The sequence below is a fragment of the Pseudomonas sp. CFBP13508 genome, from assembly GCF_005233515.1.
Classification (GTDB): domain Bacteria; phylum Pseudomonadota; class Gammaproteobacteria; order Pseudomonadales; family Pseudomonadaceae; genus Aquipseudomonas; species Aquipseudomonas mercuritolerans.
Map to the genome: position 1 here is coordinate 598,216 of NZ_QFZZ01000001.1, position 18,744 is coordinate 616,959.

Sequence of the window (18,744 nt, forward strand, 5' to 3'; positions counted from 1 at the left end):
AGTCCCATTTTCTAACTCGGCGATTAAAAGAAGTCGCTCTGAATGAACCCGAAATCCATCAGTTCCGCATCTTTGACCGGGTTGAAACTGTCCAGCGAGTTCTTCGCCGTCAGCGGCACGGGAGGGCTGCGCAAGGCGTTGGCCTTGTCGTAACCGGGGCCGACGATGGCAAAGACAATGCCGTTCCAACCTTTGACAAAGTCGTCGTGCTTGTAGCGCTTGTGGCCGAGAACCGGGTCACCGATGTAGACCCAATTCTTGTCCGAGCGCTGCAGGACGACGAAATGCTTGTAGCCGCGAATGTCCATCAGGACCACCACCGGAATGGTCACCGCTTCGAGTTTCTCGGGCGGGATCCGGTAGCCACGGGCACGCATGCCGATGCTTTCTACGTAGCGCTTCATGTCGAGCATGGAGAAACCCTGGGTTCGCACCAGGTCCTGGTCAGCGTTGACCAGCATGCCTTTGATGATGTGCTCCTCATCGACGTCGAGCCAATAGGCCTGGCGCAGAACCGTTGCCAGTGCGGCAGCGCCGCAGCTGAAATCGGTTTTCTGTTCGACGATGTCGGCAAACTTGCGCTCACGAATGCTTTGCACGTCCTTGTAGACCAGCACGCCACCCGGCAGGGCAGCCACGGGCATCTGCGCTGCCTGGGTCAGGCCGCACAGGCAAAGCAGAGCGAGGAGGGCAGGAGTCCGCATGATCGAATACGCCTTGTGGAACCTGGGAAAAAAGCCCCGTTGCCGGGGCTTTCGTTTCGATCGCGATTACATGCAGGCTTTGCAACCTGCGGCGATGGACAGCGAGTTGCTTTGTTGGTTGCCCACACCCGCCGAGACGTTGGCTCCGCCGTTGCCGGAGAAGTTGTTCATCGAGTTGGTCATGTTGGCGTTGTTGACGACTGGGGTTTTCCAGCCATCTTTGGTCAACACTTGTTGGGTGGTGACGCCAGCGAGGCCAAAAGTACCCACGGCTTCGAACTTGGCTTTCTGATCATCGTTGCCGCCATGGCCGCCGCCACGGTTGCCCCAACCGCCGTGGTTGTCGTCTTCGATGGTCGCGGTGCCTTTGGCTTTGAATGTGCCGGCAGCTGCATAAGTACCGGTGAGGGTGTCGGTTTTGTAAGCCTGCACGCCTTTGTTTTCCACGACCAGGCCAGTCGAGGACTGGTTGGCAGAGGCAGCAGCCTGCGCTACACGACCACCGGAAACGGCGATGGCGAGGTTGTTTTTCTGTTGGTTGAAGTTGCCCGAGCTCACGTTGATGCCGATGTTTCCGGAACCATTGTTGCCTGCATTGTTGAGCGTGGCGTTGTTGAAAGTGGACGAGTTTTTCACGTAGTTGTTGTTGTTCACCTGAGTCGCGCTCGAGGCTGCAACAGCGTTGCCGAAGATGAAGCTTTCGTCAGCGGTGGCCAGCGCAGCTGCGTTGTCCTGCTGGTTGCCGTCGCCGGCGGCAACGTTGGCGCCCATGTTGCCGTTGGAGCCGTTGAGCGAGTCGCTGGCATTGGCGTTGTTCAGGGTGCCCTGGTTTTTCACCACGTTGCCGTCGCTGTTTTGCGCGTCGAGTACAGCGGCGCCGGCGCCTGCGGTGATCTGCAGCAGTTGTTCAAGATTTGGACCTTGTGGCTGGCCGTGACCGTTGCCGTGTCCATTGCCATGCCCGTTACCATGACCGTTGTTGTCATCACGGCCGCCTGCCTGTGCTGCGATTGCCATCACTGCTGCGAGTGCGAAAACCAGTGGTTTGAGAGCCATTGTAGGTTTCATGGTGTTTCTCCGTCGTGCTTATTAGTTGGGTTAAGTGTTGTTACTTTTCCAATTGCACTTTGTATGGGTCAGTCTGCGACCCGGATGCTCAGGGTGTTAGCCATTCGGTTCCCCACCCCGGCACTCTGGTTCACCTGGATTACCCCGCGGCTGCCGGTGAAGGCCTGATCACTTGTCGTGACCTGGCGACTGCCGATTGAGGTACCAGTTGCTCCTGAGCTCGGTAAAAACGCCACGTTCTGTTGTGAAAGGGCGCTGTCGTCAACGCTCTGCGGGCCGGCACTGATGCTGACGCGCGTCACGTTGGCCATTTGATTGTTGGCACCGGCGCCCTGGTTCACACCGAGGATGCCGTTGCCATTGCTGAAGGAGTTGCCGCCGATGTTGGCGCTCGCGTCGATGGCGCGGCTGGCGGGCGTGTCGATGGTCTGCCTGACGCTGGTGGTGGCATGGGCTTCGGTGCCGATGGCAATCGCCTTGGTGTTGGCTTGTTGCATCTGGTCACCGGCGGCCTGGTTGACGTTGAAGTTGCCGCGATACTGAGCGCCTGAATCCTGAATATCTGCCTTGTTGACTGAAGAAGAATCGGCCATGGCGCTGGTGCAGCCGAGCAGGGCGAGAAGCAGCAGGGTGCGATTCATGTCATTGGCCTCCGGCCATGCGAGTCAGCGGCGCCAGGCCGGTGCTCATCGCCCGGTTGACGGTGTTTGAGATGGAGGCGCCAGAACCCCCGCCGCTGCCAGTGCGCATACCGGGCAGGCCATTCTGGTTGGTCAGGGTGTTCATGCCGGGCAGGTTGGAGCTGGGCGTGGTCATGTTGCCGCGAATCGACGAGCCGCTGGCGACACTGGCGAAATCACCGTCAGTCAGTTCGGTACTGCTGAGGGTCTGGTTGATCCGCGCCGAAGGGTTGGCGTTGACCGTGGTCGGATACGGGTCTTTGCCGCCATTGCGGCCGATCGGGATGGGCTGAACGTCGCGGTTGAGGACGATCACCCCGTTGCCTTCGGCCTGGGCGCTGACGCTGATCAATGCGCTGGCGGCTGATCCGATCAGCAGGAGGCAGGTCAGGCTTTTATTGAAATTCCCCACGGCTGCAATTCCTTCTTCAGTGGGCTGGGTTATTCAGCGTTGTGAAGGAGAGAGCGAAAGCTGTGCCGGTTTTGGATTGTCTTGTTATTTCAATGGTTTGGCGGATATGAGCGGATGGCTCTGGTCGTTACTGTTTCACCGTTGATACACGCGGGGAGCCGGTTGAGTGCCAACTGACGTTACAAAGCTCTGGAACAAGGGTTTGCGCCAATGTGTTTCATCGGCGTAACAGGTCGCGTGACGGAGAGATGAACAGCGTTTGGACGGGGGCTTTGCGCGGTCAGGAGTGTTTCAAAAACGGACAGTTTTGCCCGAAATGCCGCCGTCGCGGCTCAAGTGGACAGCAAACGCTCGACCGCCGCAAAGGCTTGCGTCTGGCGTTCGGCCCAATTGCCTTCGATGATTTGCACAGGCTGTTGATGCTGGATCAACCAGTCGCGGGTGGCTCCGTAGAAGGCCATGCGATCCGCGAGATCCGGTTGGCAGCGCTGGCCGTCTTCCGCCCAGTCGACCTGTTGCGGCGACAGCAGCAGGTGCAGGTCGTAATGACGCGCAAGCAATTCGGTTTCCAGCCAGTCCGGACAGTCACCGAACAGGGTCTGGCTCCAGAGCATGTTGCTCAGCAGATGGGTGTCGAGGATCAGCAGCGCGGGCTGTTTCGCCCGTGCCTGATCTTCCCATTGCAACTGGCCCCGGGCGATATCGGGAATATCCGCGAGGCAAGTGTCGCGTGGGTTTTCTTCGATGAAGCGGCGAACATACTCATCAACGAGCACGCCGCCGAAACGCTGCTCCAAGCCTGCCGCCAGCCAGCTTTTGCCGGTGGATTCCGGGCCGGTGAGGACAACGACTTTCATGTGCGCAACGCCGGATCGGCGCGCCATTCCCGCCAGCCTTGCACGGCGAGCAGGGTGAACAGCGCATAGAGGCCGGCAGTCAGGTACAGGCCTTTATAGATGAACAGGCCGACAAAAATGACGTCGAGGACAAACCACAACGCCCAGCATTGCAGGCGCTTCTGCGCCATCCACAGTTGCGCGACCAGACTGAAACCGGTGAGCGCCGCATCGAGCCACGGCTGTGCGGCATCGGTCCAGTGCGCCATCGCGGCGCCCAGCAAGATGCTGCCGATTGCGCCGATACCGAGGCCGAGCAGAATCGAGCGTGTATCGAGGCGGGTGACTTCGCGACCGTCATGCATGGTTCCGGCGCGAGTCCACTGCCACCAGCCGTAGATCTGCAGCGCGGCGTAGATCACTTGCAGCAACATGTCCGAATACAGCTTCACCTCAAAGAAGATCCAGCTGTAGAGCAACACCATGACCAGCCCGATCGGCCAGCACCATGGATTCTGCTTGACCGTCAGCCACACGGCGATGACCCCGAGGGCAGCGGCAAACAGTTCAAGCCCGGACATGAGGGATCCTTGGGGAGTTAAAGAAGGGGGCGGATTGTACTGCATTAGTAAGATCAAAAGCCCCCTCACCCTAACCCTCTCCCGGAGGGAGAGGGGACTGACCGAGGTGTTTGGTCGAGGTACGCCGACTTTGGGACATCGAGTCGAATGTACAGACGGCAACATCAAAAGCCCCTCACCCTAACCCTCTCCCGGAGGGAGAGGGGACTGACCGAGGTGTTTGGTCGAGGTACGCCGACTTGGGGACAGCGAGTCGAATGTACAGACGGCAAACATCAAAAGCCCCCTCACCCTAACCCTCTCCCGGAGGGAGAGGGGACTGACCGAGGTGTTTGGTCGAGGTACGCCGACTTGGGGACATCGAGTCGAATGTACAGACGGCAACATCAAAAGCCCCTCACCCTAACCCTCTCCCGGAGGGAGAGGGGACTGACCGAGGTGTTTGGTCGAGGTACGCCGACTTGGGGACAGCGAGTCGAATGTACAGACGGCAACATCAAAAGCCCCTCACCCTAACCCTCTCCCGGAGGGAGAGGGGACTGATTGGGGGACGCTTTGGAGCAGCGTCGGTTTGAACGATTTTCGTTGAATCCATAATCGACTCGATTGCTCAGGTCGATGTATGACGCCAGACCCCTCGGTCGGCTCCCTCTCCTCGGGGAGAGGGCTGGGGTGAGGGGTGGGCTCACCTCGGTGACCGGTCAGACCCGGAACTGGCGCAGCAACCCGTTGAGCTGTTCGCTCAGTTGTCCAAGTCGCAGACTGGCTGCACTGGATTGTTCAGCCGCCAAAGCAGTGCTGTGCGAAAGCCCGGCCGCCTGGGTCACGTTCTGGTTGATGTCCTCGACCACATGCGCCTGTTGCAACGTGGCGCTGGCGATCGACGCATTCAGCCCATTCAGATTACGCAACGCCTGGCCAATCGCATTGAGACTCGCCCCGGCCAGTCCCGCCTGTTCAATGGTCAGTTGCGAGGCTTTGCTGCTGTCGCCAATCACCTTCACCGCAGCCTCCGAATGATTCTGCAGGCGCTCGATCATCGACTGAATCTCCGCCGTCGATTTCTGCGTACGTTGCGCCAGCAAGCGCACCTCATCGGCTACCACGGCGAACCCACGACCTTGCTCACCCGCACGTGCTGCTTCAATCGCCGCATTGAGCGCCAGCAGATTGGTCTGCTCGGCGATCGAGCGAATCACCTCCAGCACGCTGCCAATCTGCGTGCTCTCCGCCGCCAGGGTGCGGATCACTTCTACCGCCTGATCGATCGTGCCCGAAAGCTTGTCGATCTGCTGCAGGCTGCCGTCGATGTTGATCTGGCCCTGTTGCGCCTGCGCTTCGGCATCACGCATTTCAGCGGCGGCGTGTTCGGCGTTTTTCGCCACGTCCTGCACGCCGTAGGTGACTTCGTTGATTGCCGTGGCTACCAGTTCCATCTGCTGCGATTGCTGCTGACTGCGCTGCTGGGCCTGCGATGCGTCGTTGCCCAGCTCGCTGGACGACTGACCCAAGGCACTGGCCGACACCTGCAACTCACCAATCACCCGACGCAACTTGGCGGTGAAGGCATTGAAGTGATGGGCCAGTTCGGTGACTTCATCCTTGCCATAAGTATCGAGGCTGCGGGTCAGGTCGCTTTCGCCGCTGGCGATGTTGGCCATCGCATTCACGGTTTCCTGCAACGGACGGACGATGCTGCGTGCGATCAGGATCACCAGCAGCGCCATGATCAGCGCAATCGCCAGGCCGATTGCCGACGCCTTGATCATTTGTCCCTGAAATTCCGCCTGCACGTCGTCGACATACACGCCGGAACCGATCACCCAGCCCCACGGCTCGAACAGCTTCACATAGGAAGTCTTCGCCACCGGATCCGTCGCCCCCGGTTTCGGCCAGCGATAATTGACCATGCCAGCGCCCTTGGCCTTGGCAATGGCGACCATTTCGTTGAACACCGCAAAACCGTCCGGGTCGCGGATCGCCGAGAGGTTCTGGCCTTCGAGTTTGGGGTTGGTCGGGTGCATGACCATCACGGGGGTGAGGTCGTTGATCCAGAAGTAGTCGCTCTGGTCGTAGCGCAGGCCACGGATTGCGGTCAGCGCCTGTTTCTGCGCGGCATCCCTGGTCAAGGTGCCGGCGGTTTCCAGGCCGTGGTAGTAGGTGAGCAGGCCGCTGGCGGTCTGCACCACATGCTGGGTTTTCTGCGCCTTGGCGCTGTAGAGGTCGTCGTGGATCTGCTTGAGCATCAGCACGCCCAAGGTCAGCAACATGACCACCGCCACCACCAGGATGAGCCACAAGCGTCGGCTGATCGACACACTGCGCAAGCTGTTCATAACGCTGTCACTCCGGATTCTTGTTCTTGTAATAAACGATCGCCAGCATCCAGCCACAGCTGAGTGCTCGGGACTGCGCGATTCAAGCCTTTCAACGCGGGAAGCGCTATTAAGGCTTGTCTGTTAAGATTTCGGCCCCGCGCGTGAAAACCTGAATCCGGTTTTGAAATTTCACGGAATTTTTACCGTTTCGTGTGGATCCTGTGCGCGCGGAATCGGTACAGCTTCAACCAGCTACGCTGAACGCAGTGAACACTAGAAAATACTATCGGGGCATGCCGGTGTGCATCGCTCTCTGGGGGATTGATGGATCTTTGGACTGCCTTGCAGGCACTGATACTAGGCGTTGTAGAAGGGCTGACGGAGTTTTTGCCCATTTCGAGCACCGGACACCAGATCATCGTTGCCGACTTGCTGAACTTCGGCGGCGAACGGGCCATGGCGTTCAATATCATCATCCAGCTCGGCGCGATTCTCGCGGTAGTCTGGGAGTTTCGCCGCAAAATCCTCGACGTGGTGATCGGCCTGCCGACCCAGCCGAGTGCACGGCGTTTCACCGCCAACCTGCTGATCGCTTTCCTGCCAGCCGTAGTGCTCGGGGTGATTTTTGCCGATCTGATCCACGAATACCTGTTCAACCCGATTACCGTGGCCGCAGCGCTGGTCATCGGCGGAATCATCATGTTGTGGGCCGAACAGCGCCAGCATGAAGTGCATGCCGAAACCGTCGACGAGATCCGCTGGACCGACGCCTTGAAAATCGGCTTCGCGCAATGCCTGGCGATGATTCCCGGCACCTCGCGTTCCGGCTCGACAATTATTGGCGGCCTGCTGTTCGGCCTGTCACGCAAGACCGCCACCGAGTTCTCGTTCTTCCTCGCCATGCCAACCATGGTCGGTGCGGCGGTGTATTCGGGCTACAAATACCGCGACCTGTTCGTGCCGGCGGATTTCCCGGTGTTCGCGATTGGTTTCGTCACGGCATTCATTTTCGCCATGATCGCTGTGCGCGGCCTGCTCAAGTTCATCGGCAGCCACAGCTATGCAGCCTTTGCCTGGTACCGGATTGCCTTCGGCCTGTTCATCCTGGCGACGTGGCAGTTCGGCTGGGTGGACTGGTCGGCAGCGAAGGCATGAATGATTCCCGCGCGCGCCGCCCGGAAGGCCGGCCTGCGGGCGGGCGCGTTCAGCATTTGAAGTTGAAACTGCTGGTGCTGTTGTTCGTCTGCGCGCTGCCGTTGTTCGGCTCGCTGTCGATGTGGCTCAGCGGCATCTCGCCGGTGCCGCTGGCGGCGTACGGGATTGTCAGTGTGCTGGCGTTCTTTGTGTACTGGGCCGACAAACGCAAAGCTCGCGCCGACGCCTGGCGCACCCCGGAAAACATCCTGCATGCGTTAGAACTGGCGGGCGGCTGGCCGGGCGCCTTGGTCGCGCAGCAGGTGTTCCGGCACAAGACCCGCAAGGTGTCGTTTCAGATTCTGTTCTGGGCGATCGTGTTGTTGCATCAGGTGTTCTGGATTGACCAGATGTTTCTCGGATCGAACTTGCTGTCGCTGATCTGAGGAAAACACATTCCTCTGTAGCTGCCGAAGGCTGCGATCTTTTGATTGATCGTTCCCACGCTCTGCTTGGGAATGCAGCCAGGGACGCTCTGCGTCCCAAAAGATCGCAGCCTTCGGCAGCTCCTACACGGGATCGGTTTACAGCTTCAGGCCGATTTGGGTTTTCCTGGGCAACCTGCTCACCACCAGTTGATGCGATCGCTGCAACAAACCCCGCAATTCCTCGGCACCCAGCGGGTAGGGCGGATGCATGATGATCCACTGCGCCCGCGCCAGATACGGTGCCGGATGAATCCCGGGGCGGTCGCAATGGCCGAGAAACAGATCCTTGTCGACCTTGAACGCCAGCGAATCCCCACGCAGCCCCTGCAAGGCAAACATCTTGTTGCCGGCAATCGAAAATACCCGCACGCCGCCCCATTTGTAGTCTTCCCGCGCGCCGGGCAGCGCCAGACAAAATTCGGCAACCTCGGCTTCGCTCATTCTTCCTTGTTTCATAGAAATCTATCCCCGCAGGCATTGAACGATTCGACCAGGTGATCGATCCATGCGCGTACCGCCGGCATCACTCCGCGCCGGTGCGGATACACCGCTTGCAACCAGCCGCCGGGCAATGACCATTCCGGCAGAACCTGCACCAGTGTGCCGTTACGCAATTCCGTTTCGCAGAACATCATCGGCAGCACGGTAAAGCCCTGACCGGCCAGCACGCAGGCCTTGCGCACTACGAAGTCATCGATGCCCAACCGCGCTTCCATGCTTAGATCGACGCTCTTGCCCTGTTGATCAAGCAGACGCACATGCACCATGCGATCGGCTTCCAGCGCGCCGAGCACCGGCAGATTCTTCAGGTCCTGCGGATGATTGATGGTTTTGCCTTCCATGAAGGCCGGGCTGGCGATCACCACTGCTTGGGCCTGACGCAAGCGCCGGGTTACCAGCAACGGATCTTCATCGCCGTGATCGCGCACGCGCAAAGCGACATCGATGCCTTCGGTGACCAGATCGACCCGGCGATTGAGCAGTACGACCTCCAGCTGCACCTGCGGAAACTTGCCGAGAAAGTCGCTGATTACCGTCGGCAGCATTTCATGGGCCAGACCGGTAGGGCACGACACCCGCAAGCGCCCGCGCGGCTCGCTGGACATGCTTGCTACCGCTTCATCGGCCATTTCCGCTTCCAGCAACATCGCCTGACAGTGGCGCAAATAGCGTTCACCGACGGCAGTGAGATTGAGTTGGCGGGTGGTGCGTTGCAGCAGACGTGCGCCGAGGCGCTCTTCCAGTTCGGCGATCCTTCTTGAAAGCCGTGACTTGGGAATGCCGAGCAGGCGCCCGGCGGCGGCAAATCCGCCGGCTTCGACCACCTTGGCGAAATAGTAGAGATCGTTGAGGTCCTGCATGCGCGTTTCCAGTCGTTCTATCAATGGGACGAACTATCGCATCGTCGGCGACTAATCAGCTATTGGTTTGTTGCGTAGGATTGTCTCCATTCCGTCGCCGCCGGCGATTCTTTCAGGAGAACCCATATGAAACTGTTGCACATCGATTCGAGCATTCTCGGCGACAACTCGGCTTCCCGTCAGTTGAGCCGTCAGGTCGTCGAGGCCTGGCAAGCCGCCGAGCCGAGCGCTGTGGTCACCTACCGCGACCTGGCGGCCGATGCGATCAGCCACTTTTCGTCGACCACACTGGTTGCCGCCGGCACCACCGCCGAACTGCGCGACGCTGCGCAACAGCACGAAGCCGGGCTGAGTGCTTCGACCCTGGCCGAGTTCATCGCTGCCGACGCTGTGGTGATTGCCGCGCCGATGTACAACTTCACCGTGCCGACCCAGCTCAAAGCGTGGATCGACCGCATCGCCGTGGCCGGCCAGACTTTCCGCTACACCGAAGCCGGCCCGGAAGGCCTGTGCGGTGGCAAGAAAGTGGTGATCGTGTCGACTTCCGGTGGCATCCATGCCGGTCAGGCGAGCGGCATCGCTCACGAAGAATATCTGAAGCTGGTATTGGGCTTCCTCGGCATCACCGATATCGAGATCGTTCGCGCTGAAGGTCTGGCCTATGGTGAAGAAGTGCGCAACAACGCCATGAGCGCTGCACAAGCGAAGATCAGCGAGCAACTGTTCGCCGCTGCGTAAGGCTTGCGTAAAGAACAGCCGATGTTCAGGCAATCCCCAAAAAACTCTGTATTCTGGTTCCGCAAGGGCCGAATACGGAGTTTTTTGTTTCTGGCTGTTACATAATCTGGCCCGGGTTATGCAGTTTCAGCACATCCGACGATGTGGTCCGACAGGGTGGGGCATTCATGAGGCATCTTTGTGCAATGTTGCTGATTTGCCTGCTGGGCAGCCTGAATTCGGTGCAGGCCGCACCGGGGCGCCACCCTGTCTGGAGCGTCGGTTATCACGAGATGACCTTTCTCGACCCGCTCGATCTGCAACCGATGCGCGCCATCGCTTTTTATCCGTCCAGTGACCGTGAGCACCTGAGTTTGCTTGAGGGCTATTCCGTGGAGGCTGGTGAGGACACCAAGGTCGCCATCGGCCGCTTTCCCATGTTGATGCTCTCCCATGGCAATACCGGCACGCCGCTGGCCTTGCATGATCTGGCGACGTCGCTCGCGCGCAAGGGCTTTGTCGTGGTGGCGGTGATTCATCCCGGCGACAACTGGCGCGACCACAGCCGACTCGGCACCTTGAGCAATCTCTACGGGCGACCAATCCAGATTTCCCAAGCGATCACCGCGACCCTCGGCGACAGCATGCTCGCGCCGTTCGTCAATGCTGATCAGGTCGGTGTGATCGGTTACTCGGCAGGGGGCGAGACCGCGTTGATTCTTTCCGGGGCGCAACCGGATCTGGATCGTCTGCGCCGCTATTGTCAGGAACGCCCGGACGATCACGATGCCTGCAACACCCAGGGTGAGTTGATTGTCGATCGCGATGACTTGCAGCCGGTGGCCGATCCACGGGTTCACGCCTTATTGCTGATGGCGCCGCTGAGCCTGAAATTCGGCCGCCATACCCTCGCCGATGTGCATGTGCCGGTGCTGCTCTATAGCGGCGACGGCGACAAATTGGTGGCCTTCGATAAAAACGCTGCGGCTTTGGCGCGCAAACTGCCCACCGCGCCGGACTTCAAACTGCTGGCCGGGGCAGGGCACTTCGTGTTCATGGCGCCCTGCACCGAAGAGCAGATCCGCGCCATGCCGGCATTGTGCACCGATGCCGACGGGGTGGATCGCGAGGATATTCACCGCAACCTGATCTCCGAGGCCGGACGGTTTTTTGCCCATGCGTTGGGCAAATCGAGCAGGGCGGGAATGCAGACGGCGGATCAATAACTTCATCACCCCCACCAATTCCTGTAGAAGCTGACGAGTACAACGAGGCTGCAATCTTTTGACTTTGATTATTCAAGATCAAGAGGTCGCAGCCTCGTTGCACTCGTCAGCTCCTACAGGGGAACCGTGTGGTTTCAGGAGGTTGCGCGGCGCTTGAGAACGAGGGTCAGGCCCAACCCGGTCACCGACAACAATGCCGCGCTGAAGAAGATCCACGAATAGCCCAGATTCAACGCCACCGCGCCCATCACCGGACCGGCGATCGCCAACGCCAGATCAAAGAACACCGCATAAGCTCCCAGCCCCGATCCGCGACTGGAGCTCGGCACCTGCTTGATAGCCTCAACCCCCAACGCCGGATACACCAGTGACAGCCCGAACCCCGCCAGCCCCGCGCCAATCAGCGCGTACGCAGTGGAGGGCGCCAGCCACAACATCACCAGACCGACGGTTTCCACCGACATGCAGACGATGGCCGAGGCGAACCCGCCAAACCGGGCGATCGCCGAGATGAACAGCAATCGCGACAGAATGAAGCACACGCCAAACACGGTCAGGCAATAGGCCGCGCCGGTCCAGCCTCGGTTGAGGTAGTAAAGAGTGATGAAGGTGGTCAGCGTGCCGTAGCCGATCGAGGCGAGGGTCAGGCTGGTGCCGTACGGCGCAATCTTGCCGAACACCGCCCAGAATGACAGGCGCTCGCCACGAATCACCGGCACCGAAGGCTTGTTGCGGATCAACCACAGCGCACCTGCCGCCAACGCCGACAGCGCGAGGCCAAGGCTGACAAAGCCATATTCGGCAACCATCACCACGCCCAGAGGCGCACCAATTGCGATCGCGCCGTAAGAGGCGATGCCGTTCCAGCCGATTGATTTTGCCGTGTGCTCGACACCGACCTGACCCATGCACCAACTGATGGTGCCGACGCCGATCAGGCCTTGGGCGATACCGAGCAACAAGCGCCCGGCAATCAGGATCAACAGACTGGTCAGCGGAAAACTTTGCAGCAAGGTCGACAGCAACGTCAGCGCGCCACTGAGGACAATCCCCCACAAGCCATAAATGATCGCCCGCTTGGTCCCGAGCGTATCGGACATGCGCCCGGCCATTGGCCGGCTGAGCAGGGTGGCCAGATACTGCGAGCCGATCACCAGCCCGGCAATGACCGCGCTGAAACCCAGTTGCTCATGGACGTAACCGGGCAATACCGCAATCGGCAGGCCGATGCAGAGGAAGGCGATAAAGGTGTAGAAAACGATGGAGACGATCTGCAGGGTGATCGCCAGGGAGCTTTGCGGGGGCAGTGGCTGCGCAGACATGAGCACTCGTTCGCGGGCGGCGGTGGGAGAGTTGCCGACATCATGGCGCGGGGCCGGGATAAAAGAAAGCAGGCTAACTACTTTCCCTTGGGATTGATGGGGCTGCTGACGGCCCCTTCGCGAGCAGGCTCGCTCCCACATTTGAAATGCATTCCCCTGTGGGAGCGAGCCTGCTCGCGAATATCTGCGCACCGACAATTCCCAACCGCCGAATGCAAAAAGCCCCGTCACACGGACAGGGCTTTCAACTTGCAGCTTGAAACTAAAAGCTGCCCTTAGAAAACGACACCCTGGCTACGCAGGTAGTCGTCATAAGTGCCGCTGAAGTCGGTCACGCCGTTCGGGCTCAGCTCGATGATGCGTGTGGCCAGGGACGATACGAACTCACGGTCGTGGCTGACGAAAATCAGCGTGCCCGGATAGTTTTCCAGCGCCAGGTTCAGCGCCTCGATCGATTCCATGTCCAAGTGGTTGGTCGGTTCGTCCATGATCAGCACGTTGGGCTTTTGCAGGATCAGCTTGCCGAACAGCATGCGACCTTGTTCACCACCGGAGATGACCTTGACCGACTTGAGGATCTCGTCGTTGGAGAACAGCATGCGGCCCAAAGTACCGCGAATCATCTGCTCGCCCTGGGTCCACTGACCCATCCAGTCGAACAGGGTGACGTCGTCTTCGAAGTCGTGAGCGTGGTCCTGAGCGTAGTAACCCAGTTCAGCGGCGTCGGTCCATTTCACACTACCGGCGTCCGGGGTCAGTTCATTGACCAGGGTGCGCAGCAGGGTGGTCTTGCCGATACCGTTCGGGCCGATGATCGCGACGCGCTCGCCGGCTTCAACCTGGAAGCTGAAGTCCTTGAACAGTGGCTTGCCATCGAAACCCTTGGCCATTTTCTCGACCATGACCGCCTGACGATGCAGCTTTTTGTTCTGTTCGAATCGAATGAACGGGCTGACGCGGCTGGAAGGCTTGACCTCGGCCAGCTGGATCTTGTCGATCGCTTTGGCGCGGGAGGTGGCCTGCTTGGCTTTCGAGGCGTTGGCCGAGAAGCGGCTGACGAACGACTGCAGCTCGGAAATCTGCGCTTTCTTCTTGGCGTTGTCCGACAGCAGTTGCTCGCGGGACTGGGTCGCCACGGTCATGTATTCGTCGTAGTTGCCCGGGAACAGACGCAGCTCGCCGTAATCCAGGTCAGCCATGTGCGTGCACACGCTGTTCAGGAAGTGACGGTCGTGGGAGATGATGATCATCAGGCTGTTACGCTGAGTCAGGATGTTTTCCAGCCAGCGAATGGTGTTGATGTCCAGGTGGTTGGTCGGTTCGTCGAGCAACAGCACTTCCGGATCGGAGAACAGTGCCTGCGCCAGCAACACGCGCAGTTTCCAGCCTGGCGAAACTTCGCTCATCGGGCCGAAATGCTGTTCCAGCGGAATGCCCAGACCCAGCAACAGTTCGCCGGCGCGGGATTCGGCGGTGTAGCCGTCCATCTCGGCGAACTCGGTTTCCAGCTCGGCAACGGCCATGCCGTCTTCTTCGGACATTTCCGCCAGCGAGTAGATGCGATCGCGCTCGGCCTTGACCTTCCACAGCTCTTCGTGACCCATGATCACGGTGTCGATCACGGTGAATTCTTCGTAGGCGAACTGATCCTGGCGCAGCTTACCCAGACGCACGTTCGGCTCGAGCATGACCTGACCGCCGGACGGATCGAGATCGCCGCCGAGGATTTTCATGAAGGTCGACTTGCCGCAACCGTTGGCACCGATCAGGCCGTAGCGATTGCCTGCGCCGAATTTGACCGAAACGTTTTCGAACAGCGGCTTGGCGCCAAACTGCATCGTGATGTTAGCTGTGGAGATCAATTACCTTACCTATCAATGGGTTAGAGCTGGTCTGTGGTGCCTGGTACCGGACTTGAGTACCAATCTGGAGCTTTTCCAGCTCCCCCCAGTCTGTGCTTGAGTTGAGCCAACGCGCATAAGCCGTCCGCAACTGGGGCCGTTGAAGGCAAGCTGCTGAGCGACGAGTACGGGGTTCTTGTTGGACATTGGCGCGCATTGTCGCATAACTCAGACGGCAGTTATATGGCAGGCAAACGGACGTACGCATCGGCTCGTCCGAGAAGCGATCGATATCCGCTGATCAAAATCTCGAAAACCCGAATGAACTCACTCGACCATTTTCACTTCGGAAAGTGGAGCAGTAGCCATTTTCGTTCAAACGAGTGAGGACCAAGCCATGCGAGCAATGACCTATCACGGCGCCCATGACGTGCGCGTCGAAACCGTACCGGACCCGAAACTTGAAGCCGCCGACGACATCATCCTGCGCGTCACCGCTACCGCCATCTGCGGATCGGACCTGCACCTGTATCGAGGCAAAATACCCACCGTCGAGCACGGCGATATCTTTGGCCATGAGTTCATGGGCATCGTCGAAGAAACCGGCCCAGCCGTCACGGCCGTGCAGCGCGGCGACCGTGTGGTGATTCCGTTCGTGATCGCCTGTGGCGATTGCTTCTTCTGCCAGCAAGAGCTTTACGCCGCCTGCGAGACCACTAATGAAGGCCCCGGCGCGGCGCTGAACAAGAAAATGATTCCGCCGCCAGCAGCGCTGTTTGGCTACAGCCGTCTGTATGGCGGAATTCCCGGTGGCCAGGCGGAGCTGGTGCGCGTACCGAAAGCCAACACCGGGCCGTTCAAGGTGCCGGGCACGCTGTCGGACGAGAAAGTGCTGTTTCTCTCTGACATCCTGCCGACTGCCTGGCAGGCGGTGATCAACGCCGGCGTCAAACAGGGTTCGAGTCTGGCGATTTATGGTGCCGGGCCGGTCGGTCTGCTCACCGCAGCCTGCGCCAGGATGCTCGGTGCCGAGCTGATTTTCATGGTCGACCATCACCAGTACCGCCTCGATTACGCCCAGCGCACCTATGGCGTGATTCCGATCAACTTCGATGAAGACGATGACCCGGCCGACACTATTACCGGCCAGACTCCCGGCCATCGCGGCGTCGATGCCGTGGTCGATGCCGTGGGCCTTGAAGCCAAGGGCAGCACCACCGAAACGGTGATGGCTACACTCAAGCTTGAAGGCAGTAGCGGCAAGGCCTTGCGCCAGTGCATCGCCGCCGTCCGGCGCGGTGGTGTGGTCAGCGTTCCGGGCGTATATGCCGGGTTCATCCATGGCTTCATGTTCGGCGACGCTTTTGACAAGGGCCTGACCTTCAAAATGGGCCAGACTCACGTACAGCGTTTTCTGCCGGAGCTACTTGGCTACATCGAAACCGGCAAGTTGCAGCCCGAAGCGATCATCACTCACAGGCTGTCGCTGGAACAGGCGGCCGAGGGCTACAAGATCTTCAATAAAAAGCAGGAAGAATGCCGCAAGGTGATTCTGACCCCGGGTGGCAGCGATGTTCCGCTGGCGCAGCTGGATGAAACCACACCGTTCGCACCGGCCACCTGAAACCGAGGAGTTTTCATGGCGCTACCGTCATCTTCATTCGCAGCTCCCGTACGTGCATGGTTCGTCAGCCTGTCGCGTACGGGCTGGGGAGGGCGCATTTTCTGGCTGACCCTGGTCGGCGTCACCGTGTTGCTGTTGATCAGTGGCTACACCGGTTTGGTCAGTACGGGCCGCGACACCTTGCGCCTCGCCACACTGGGCGGACTGTCGGGTTTCGCGGCCACGGCAGTCGGTGCGTTATTGGCCCTGGCGCTGCGGGCGATTACTTCGCGAACCCAGGACACCATGCTCGGTTTCGCGGCGGGGATGATGCTGGCAGCCAGTTCCTTTTCACTGATCCTGCCGGGCATTGCGGCGGCGAAGGAGGCGGTGAGCAGTCCCATGCTCGCCGCTGCCGTCGTTGTGGCCGGCATGGCCTTGGGCGTGGCGTTGATGGTCGGCCTTGACCGCTTCGTCCCCCACGAACATGAAAAAAGCGGCCGGCGCGGGCCTGAAGCCAAGCGCTTCAATCGGGTCTGGCTGTTCGTGCTGGCGATCACCCTGCACAACCTGCCGGAAGGCATGGCGATCGGCGTCAGCTTCGCCACCGGCGACATGAAAATCGGCTTGCCGCTGACCACTGCGATCGCCATTCAGGATATTCCCGAAGGTCTGGCTGTGGCGTTGGCGCTGCGGGTGACCGGCATTTCCGCCGTGCGTGCAGCGTTGATTGCTGCCGCTTCAGGATTGATGGAACCGTTGGGCGCGATTATCGGATTGGGCATCACCAACAGTTTTGCGTTGGGCTTTCCGGTGGCGATGGGCCTGGCCGCCGGCGCGATGATTTTCGTGGTGTCCCACGAAGTTATTCCGGAAACTCACCGCAACGGTCACGAAACGCCTGCCACGCTTGGGCTGATGCTCGGCTTCGGCGTGATGATGTTTCTCGACACGGCTTTGGGTTAGCCAACCGACGCACACCACTGAGCGCATCGCCCCGCACAAAAAAGGAATTTTTTTCAGCGCCAATCACTCTTTCGTTTATAGGCAATGCCAATAACGCAGGGGAATGAGTCATGTCGCTGATCGAAATCCCGACCAGGAAGTCTTCGGGTAAAACATCCACGCCGGCGGATACCGAGCGCCGGCTCTATGACCGATTGCTGGCGGAAGATTCCACGGTTGATCGCGCGGCACTGGACTTCCTGCGCCGGCAACTGAGCAAGGCGGCTGCGCTGTCGGATGATTTGCCGGCCAGCGCTGAAGAACTGCTGCAATGGTCGGAAACCCGCTGCGCCAGCGTGGCGGCCGAGTACGCCGATTACCTCGAGCAACGTCAGCAGGGCGCGCCGCGCCGCTATTTCCGTAACAAATCCCACGCGTTGTATTTCATTCTGCATGTGGCACCGACCAAAGAGGTCGATGGCGCATGGCTGGCCGGGTTACTACCGCAGTGGCAGGACCCGCGTTTCGACGATTTACTCGATACCTATCTTGAAGAGCTGGGCGAGGGCGTGCCACGGCAGAATCATGTGGTGATCTATCGCAAGCTGCTCGCTGAGCATGACTGCTCTGATCTGAGCGGTCTTGCCGACGAGTATTTTCTGCAAGGCGCGGTGCAGTTGGCACTGGGACGTTTCGGCGGGCAGTTTCTGCCTGAAGTTATCGGTTTCAATCTTGGCTACGAACAACTGCCGCTGCATCTGCTGATCAGTGCTTATGAATTGGCAGAGCTGGGCATCGATCCGCACTATTTCCGTCTGCATGTGACCATCGACAACGCCAGTACCGGGCACGCGCGCAAGGCTGTGCAATCAATGCTCGAACTGATGCCGCTGGGCGAAGAGCGCGATGAGTTCTATCGGCGCATGGCCGTCGGTTATCGCCTCAATGATGTCGGCAAAGGCACAACCGCCGTGATTACAGAGTTCGATCTGGACCACGAAGTCATCGCCATGCTTGAGCGCAAGGCTGTCTTTGGCCGGCACATGCATTCCGATTATTGCCGCATCGAAAACCGCACCATCAATCAATGGCTGGCCACGCCGGGGCAAATGGGCGAATTCCTCGCAGCTCTGGAGCGCAAGAGCTGGATCAAGCGCGGCGAGGCGGTGGAAGAAAGTCGCTTCTGGCGTTTGATCGACGGTAGCGATGCGGCGATGTTCGGGGTGTTCAACGGCTATGAGAAACAGCTGCTGCGCGACTGGATCACTCAGGATTGCCCGGCATCGCGCCCTCGGCCTTACGTACGCCGCGAAGCTGCGGTAGAGGAAACCTTTGACGATGATGCCGATCTGCTCAATCTGGAAGCGGCACTGGCCGACAAACCTGCTGCCGAGCAAATGGCGTTGTTGACGCCGTGGCTGCAACCGCAGCGACACTGGCGCCCGGCCGGACTTTTTGCGACGCGTCGCTTCATCCAACTGCGCGCCCGCTTGCGTTGAAACAAGGAG

General features: G+C 59.7%; 18 protein-coding genes. 7 read left to right on the forward strand and 11 right to left on the reverse strand.

Annotated elements, in window-relative coordinates; all coding sequences use genetic code 11:
• Nucleotides 1-23: 23 nt before the first annotated feature.
• The 7 genes from PspCFBP13508_RS02645 to PspCFBP13508_RS02675 form a co-directional block, all read right to left on the reverse strand.
• Nucleotides 24-704, reverse strand: a complete 681-nt coding sequence (locus tag PspCFBP13508_RS02645; protein ID WP_130910540.1) for a C39 family peptidase — start codon at nucleotides 702-704, stop codon at nucleotides 24-26.
• A 66-nt stretch (nucleotides 705-770) separates the two neighbouring features.
• Nucleotides 771-1,772 (reverse strand): heme utilization protein, encoded by a 1,002-nt coding sequence (locus tag PspCFBP13508_RS02650; RefSeq protein ID WP_130910539.1) that lies wholly within the window; start codon nucleotides 1,770-1,772, stop codon nucleotides 771-773.
• Between the two features lie 68 nt (nucleotides 1,773-1,840).
• Nucleotides 1,841-2,413: an adhesin gene (locus tag PspCFBP13508_RS02655; protein WP_130910538.1), complete on the reverse strand. Its 573-nt coding sequence runs from the start codon at nucleotides 2,411-2,413 to the stop codon at nucleotides 1,841-1,843.
• 1 nt (nucleotide 2,414) lies between these two features.
• Nucleotides 2,415-2,864, reverse strand: a complete 450-nt coding sequence (locus PspCFBP13508_RS02660; RefSeq protein ID WP_024012918.1) for a hypothetical protein — start codon at nucleotides 2,862-2,864, stop codon at nucleotides 2,415-2,417.
• 332 nt (nucleotides 2,865-3,196) lie between these two features.
• The gene (locus tag PspCFBP13508_RS02665; protein WP_137213557.1) at nucleotides 3,197-3,721 is read right to left on the reverse strand and encodes an AAA family ATPase; all 525 of its coding nucleotides are present in this window, start codon (nucleotides 3,719-3,721) and stop codon (nucleotides 3,197-3,199) included.
• Nucleotides 3,718-4,281 (reverse strand): nicotinamide riboside transporter PnuC, encoded by a 564-nt coding sequence (gene pnuC, locus PspCFBP13508_RS02670; RefSeq protein WP_137213558.1) that lies wholly within the window; start codon nucleotides 4,279-4,281, stop codon nucleotides 3,718-3,720. The genes PspCFBP13508_RS02665 and pnuC overlap by 4 nt, the downstream gene beginning before the upstream one ends.
• A 701-nt stretch (nucleotides 4,282-4,982) precedes the next feature.
• Complete coding sequence (locus tag PspCFBP13508_RS02675) at nucleotides 4,983-6,617, reverse strand: methyl-accepting chemotaxis protein (RefSeq protein WP_130910535.1); 1,635 nt, start codon at nucleotides 6,615-6,617, stop codon at nucleotides 4,983-4,985.
• A 306-nt stretch (nucleotides 6,618-6,923) separates the two neighbouring features.
• Here PspCFBP13508_RS02675 and PspCFBP13508_RS02680 point away from each other — a divergent pair, with 306 nt between their 5' ends.
• Together PspCFBP13508_RS02680 and PspCFBP13508_RS02685 are read left to right on the forward strand one after the other, a co-directional pair.
• Nucleotides 6,924-7,754 carry an undecaprenyl-diphosphate phosphatase gene (locus PspCFBP13508_RS02680; RefSeq protein WP_016774688.1) on the forward strand — a complete coding sequence of 277 codons (831 nt, stop codon included), beginning with the start codon at nucleotides 6,924-6,926 and terminating at the stop codon, nucleotides 7,752-7,754.
• On the forward strand, nucleotides 7,751-8,179 hold the full coding sequence (locus PspCFBP13508_RS02685; protein ID WP_137213559.1) for a DUF1294 domain-containing protein: 429 nt from the start codon (nucleotides 7,751-7,753) through the stop codon (nucleotides 8,177-8,179). Before PspCFBP13508_RS02680 ends, PspCFBP13508_RS02685 begins: the two co-directional genes overlap by 4 nt.
• Before the next feature lie 138 nt (nucleotides 8,180-8,317).
• Here the strand turns inward: PspCFBP13508_RS02685 and PspCFBP13508_RS02690 are convergent, their stop codons facing one another.
• Both PspCFBP13508_RS02690 and PspCFBP13508_RS02695 read right to left on the reverse strand, forming a co-directional pair.
• Complete coding sequence (locus PspCFBP13508_RS02690) at nucleotides 8,318-8,677, reverse strand: MmcQ/YjbR family DNA-binding protein (protein WP_130910532.1); 360 nt, start codon at nucleotides 8,675-8,677, stop codon at nucleotides 8,318-8,320.
• Complete coding sequence (locus tag PspCFBP13508_RS02695) at nucleotides 8,674-9,582, reverse strand: LysR substrate-binding domain-containing protein (protein WP_137213560.1); 909 nt, start codon at nucleotides 9,580-9,582, stop codon at nucleotides 8,674-8,676. Before PspCFBP13508_RS02695 ends, PspCFBP13508_RS02690 begins: the two co-directional genes overlap by 4 nt.
• Before the next feature lie 126 nt (nucleotides 9,583-9,708).
• Here PspCFBP13508_RS02695 and PspCFBP13508_RS02700 point away from each other — a divergent pair, with 126 nt between their 5' ends.
• Together PspCFBP13508_RS02700 and PspCFBP13508_RS02705 are read left to right on the forward strand one after the other, a co-directional pair.
• On the forward strand, nucleotides 9,709-10,320 hold the full coding sequence (locus PspCFBP13508_RS02700; protein ID WP_137213561.1) for an FMN-dependent NADH-azoreductase: 612 nt from the start codon (nucleotides 9,709-9,711) through the stop codon (nucleotides 10,318-10,320).
• A 167-nt stretch (nucleotides 10,321-10,487) separates the two neighbouring features.
• Nucleotides 10,488-11,525: a dienelactone hydrolase gene (locus PspCFBP13508_RS02705; RefSeq protein ID WP_137213562.1), complete on the forward strand. Its 1,038-nt coding sequence runs from the start codon at nucleotides 10,488-10,490 to the stop codon at nucleotides 11,523-11,525.
• A 134-nt stretch (nucleotides 11,526-11,659) separates the two neighbouring features.
• Here the strand turns inward: PspCFBP13508_RS02705 and PspCFBP13508_RS02710 are convergent, their stop codons facing one another.
• Nucleotides 11,660-12,847, reverse strand: a complete 1,188-nt coding sequence (locus PspCFBP13508_RS02710; protein ID WP_137213563.1) for an MFS transporter — start codon at nucleotides 12,845-12,847, stop codon at nucleotides 11,660-11,662.
• Between the two features lie 275 nt (nucleotides 12,848-13,122).
• Nucleotides 13,123-14,709: an ABC-F family ATPase gene (locus tag PspCFBP13508_RS02715; RefSeq protein ID WP_016774693.1), complete on the reverse strand. Its 1,587-nt coding sequence runs from the start codon at nucleotides 14,707-14,709 to the stop codon at nucleotides 13,123-13,125.
• A gap of 376 nt (nucleotides 14,710-15,085) precedes the next feature.
• Between PspCFBP13508_RS02715 and PspCFBP13508_RS02720 the strand changes: the two genes are divergently transcribed.
• The 3 genes from PspCFBP13508_RS02720 (at nucleotide 15,086) to PspCFBP13508_RS02730 (ending at nucleotide 18,735) form a co-directional block, all read left to right on the forward strand.
• On the forward strand, nucleotides 15,086-16,312 hold the full coding sequence (locus PspCFBP13508_RS02720; RefSeq protein ID WP_110645264.1) for a zinc-dependent alcohol dehydrogenase: 1,227 nt from the start codon (nucleotides 15,086-15,088) through the stop codon (nucleotides 16,310-16,312).
• A gap of 15 nt (nucleotides 16,313-16,327) precedes the next feature.
• Complete coding sequence (locus PspCFBP13508_RS02725) at nucleotides 16,328-17,257, forward strand: ZIP family metal transporter (RefSeq protein ID WP_016774695.1); 930 nt, start codon at nucleotides 16,328-16,330, stop codon at nucleotides 17,255-17,257.
• A 110-nt stretch (nucleotides 17,258-17,367) separates the two neighbouring features.
• The gene (locus tag PspCFBP13508_RS02730) at nucleotides 17,368-18,735 is read left to right on the forward strand and encodes an iron-containing redox enzyme family protein (RefSeq protein ID WP_137213564.1); all 1,368 of its coding nucleotides are present in this window, start codon (nucleotides 17,368-17,370) and stop codon (nucleotides 18,733-18,735) included.
• Nucleotides 18,736-18,744: the final 9 nt, after the last annotated feature.

Bases quoted from the DNA above. Each gene is read 5' to 3' on its own strand.
- PspCFBP13508_RS02655 (WP_130910538.1), bottom strand. From the start codon at position 2,413: ATGAATCGCACCCTGCTGCTTCTCGCCCTGCTCGGCTGCACCAGCGCC.
- pnuC (WP_137213558.1), bottom strand. From the start codon at position 4,281: ATGTCCGGGCTTGAACTGTTTGCCGCTGCCCTCGGGGTCATCGCCGTG.
- PspCFBP13508_RS02710 (WP_137213563.1), bottom strand. From the start codon at position 12,847: ATGTCTGCGCAGCCACTGCCCCCGCAAAGCTCCCTGGCGATCACCCTG.
- PspCFBP13508_RS02690 (WP_130910532.1), bottom strand. From the start codon at position 8,677: ATGAAACAAGGAAGAATGAGCGAAGCCGAGGTTGCCGAATTTTGTCTG.
- PspCFBP13508_RS02725 (WP_016774695.1), top strand. From the start codon at position 16,328: ATGGCGCTACCGTCATCTTCATTCGCAGCTCCCGTACGTGCATGGTTC.
- PspCFBP13508_RS02730 (WP_137213564.1), top strand. From the start codon at position 17,368: ATGTCGCTGATCGAAATCCCGACCAGGAAGTCTTCGGGTAAAACATCC.
- PspCFBP13508_RS02685 (WP_137213559.1), top strand. From the start codon at position 7,751: ATGAATGATTCCCGCGCGCGCCGCCCGGAAGGCCGGCCTGCGGGCGGG.
- PspCFBP13508_RS02695 (WP_137213560.1), bottom strand. From the start codon at position 9,582: ATGCAGGACCTCAACGATCTCTACTATTTCGCCAAGGTGGTCGAAGCC.
- PspCFBP13508_RS02650 (WP_130910539.1), bottom strand. From the start codon at position 1,772: ATGAAACCTACAATGGCTCTCAAACCACTGGTTTTCGCACTCGCAGCA.
- PspCFBP13508_RS02645 (WP_130910540.1), bottom strand. From the start codon at position 704: ATGCGGACTCCTGCCCTCCTCGCTCTGCTTTGCCTGTGCGGCCTGACC.
- PspCFBP13508_RS02665 (WP_137213557.1), bottom strand. From the start codon at position 3,721: ATGAAAGTCGTTGTCCTCACCGGCCCGGAATCCACCGGCAAAAGCTGG.
- PspCFBP13508_RS02720 (WP_110645264.1), top strand. From the start codon at position 15,086: ATGCGAGCAATGACCTATCACGGCGCCCATGACGTGCGCGTCGAAACC.
- PspCFBP13508_RS02680 (WP_016774688.1), top strand. From the start codon at position 6,924: ATGGATCTTTGGACTGCCTTGCAGGCACTGATACTAGGCGTTGTAGAA.
- PspCFBP13508_RS02705 (WP_137213562.1), top strand. From the start codon at position 10,488: ATGAGGCATCTTTGTGCAATGTTGCTGATTTGCCTGCTGGGCAGCCTG.
- PspCFBP13508_RS02675 (WP_130910535.1), bottom strand. From the start codon at position 6,617: ATGAACAGCTTGCGCAGTGTGTCGATCAGCCGACGCTTGTGGCTCATC.
- PspCFBP13508_RS02700 (WP_137213561.1), top strand. From the start codon at position 9,709: ATGAAACTGTTGCACATCGATTCGAGCATTCTCGGCGACAACTCGGCT.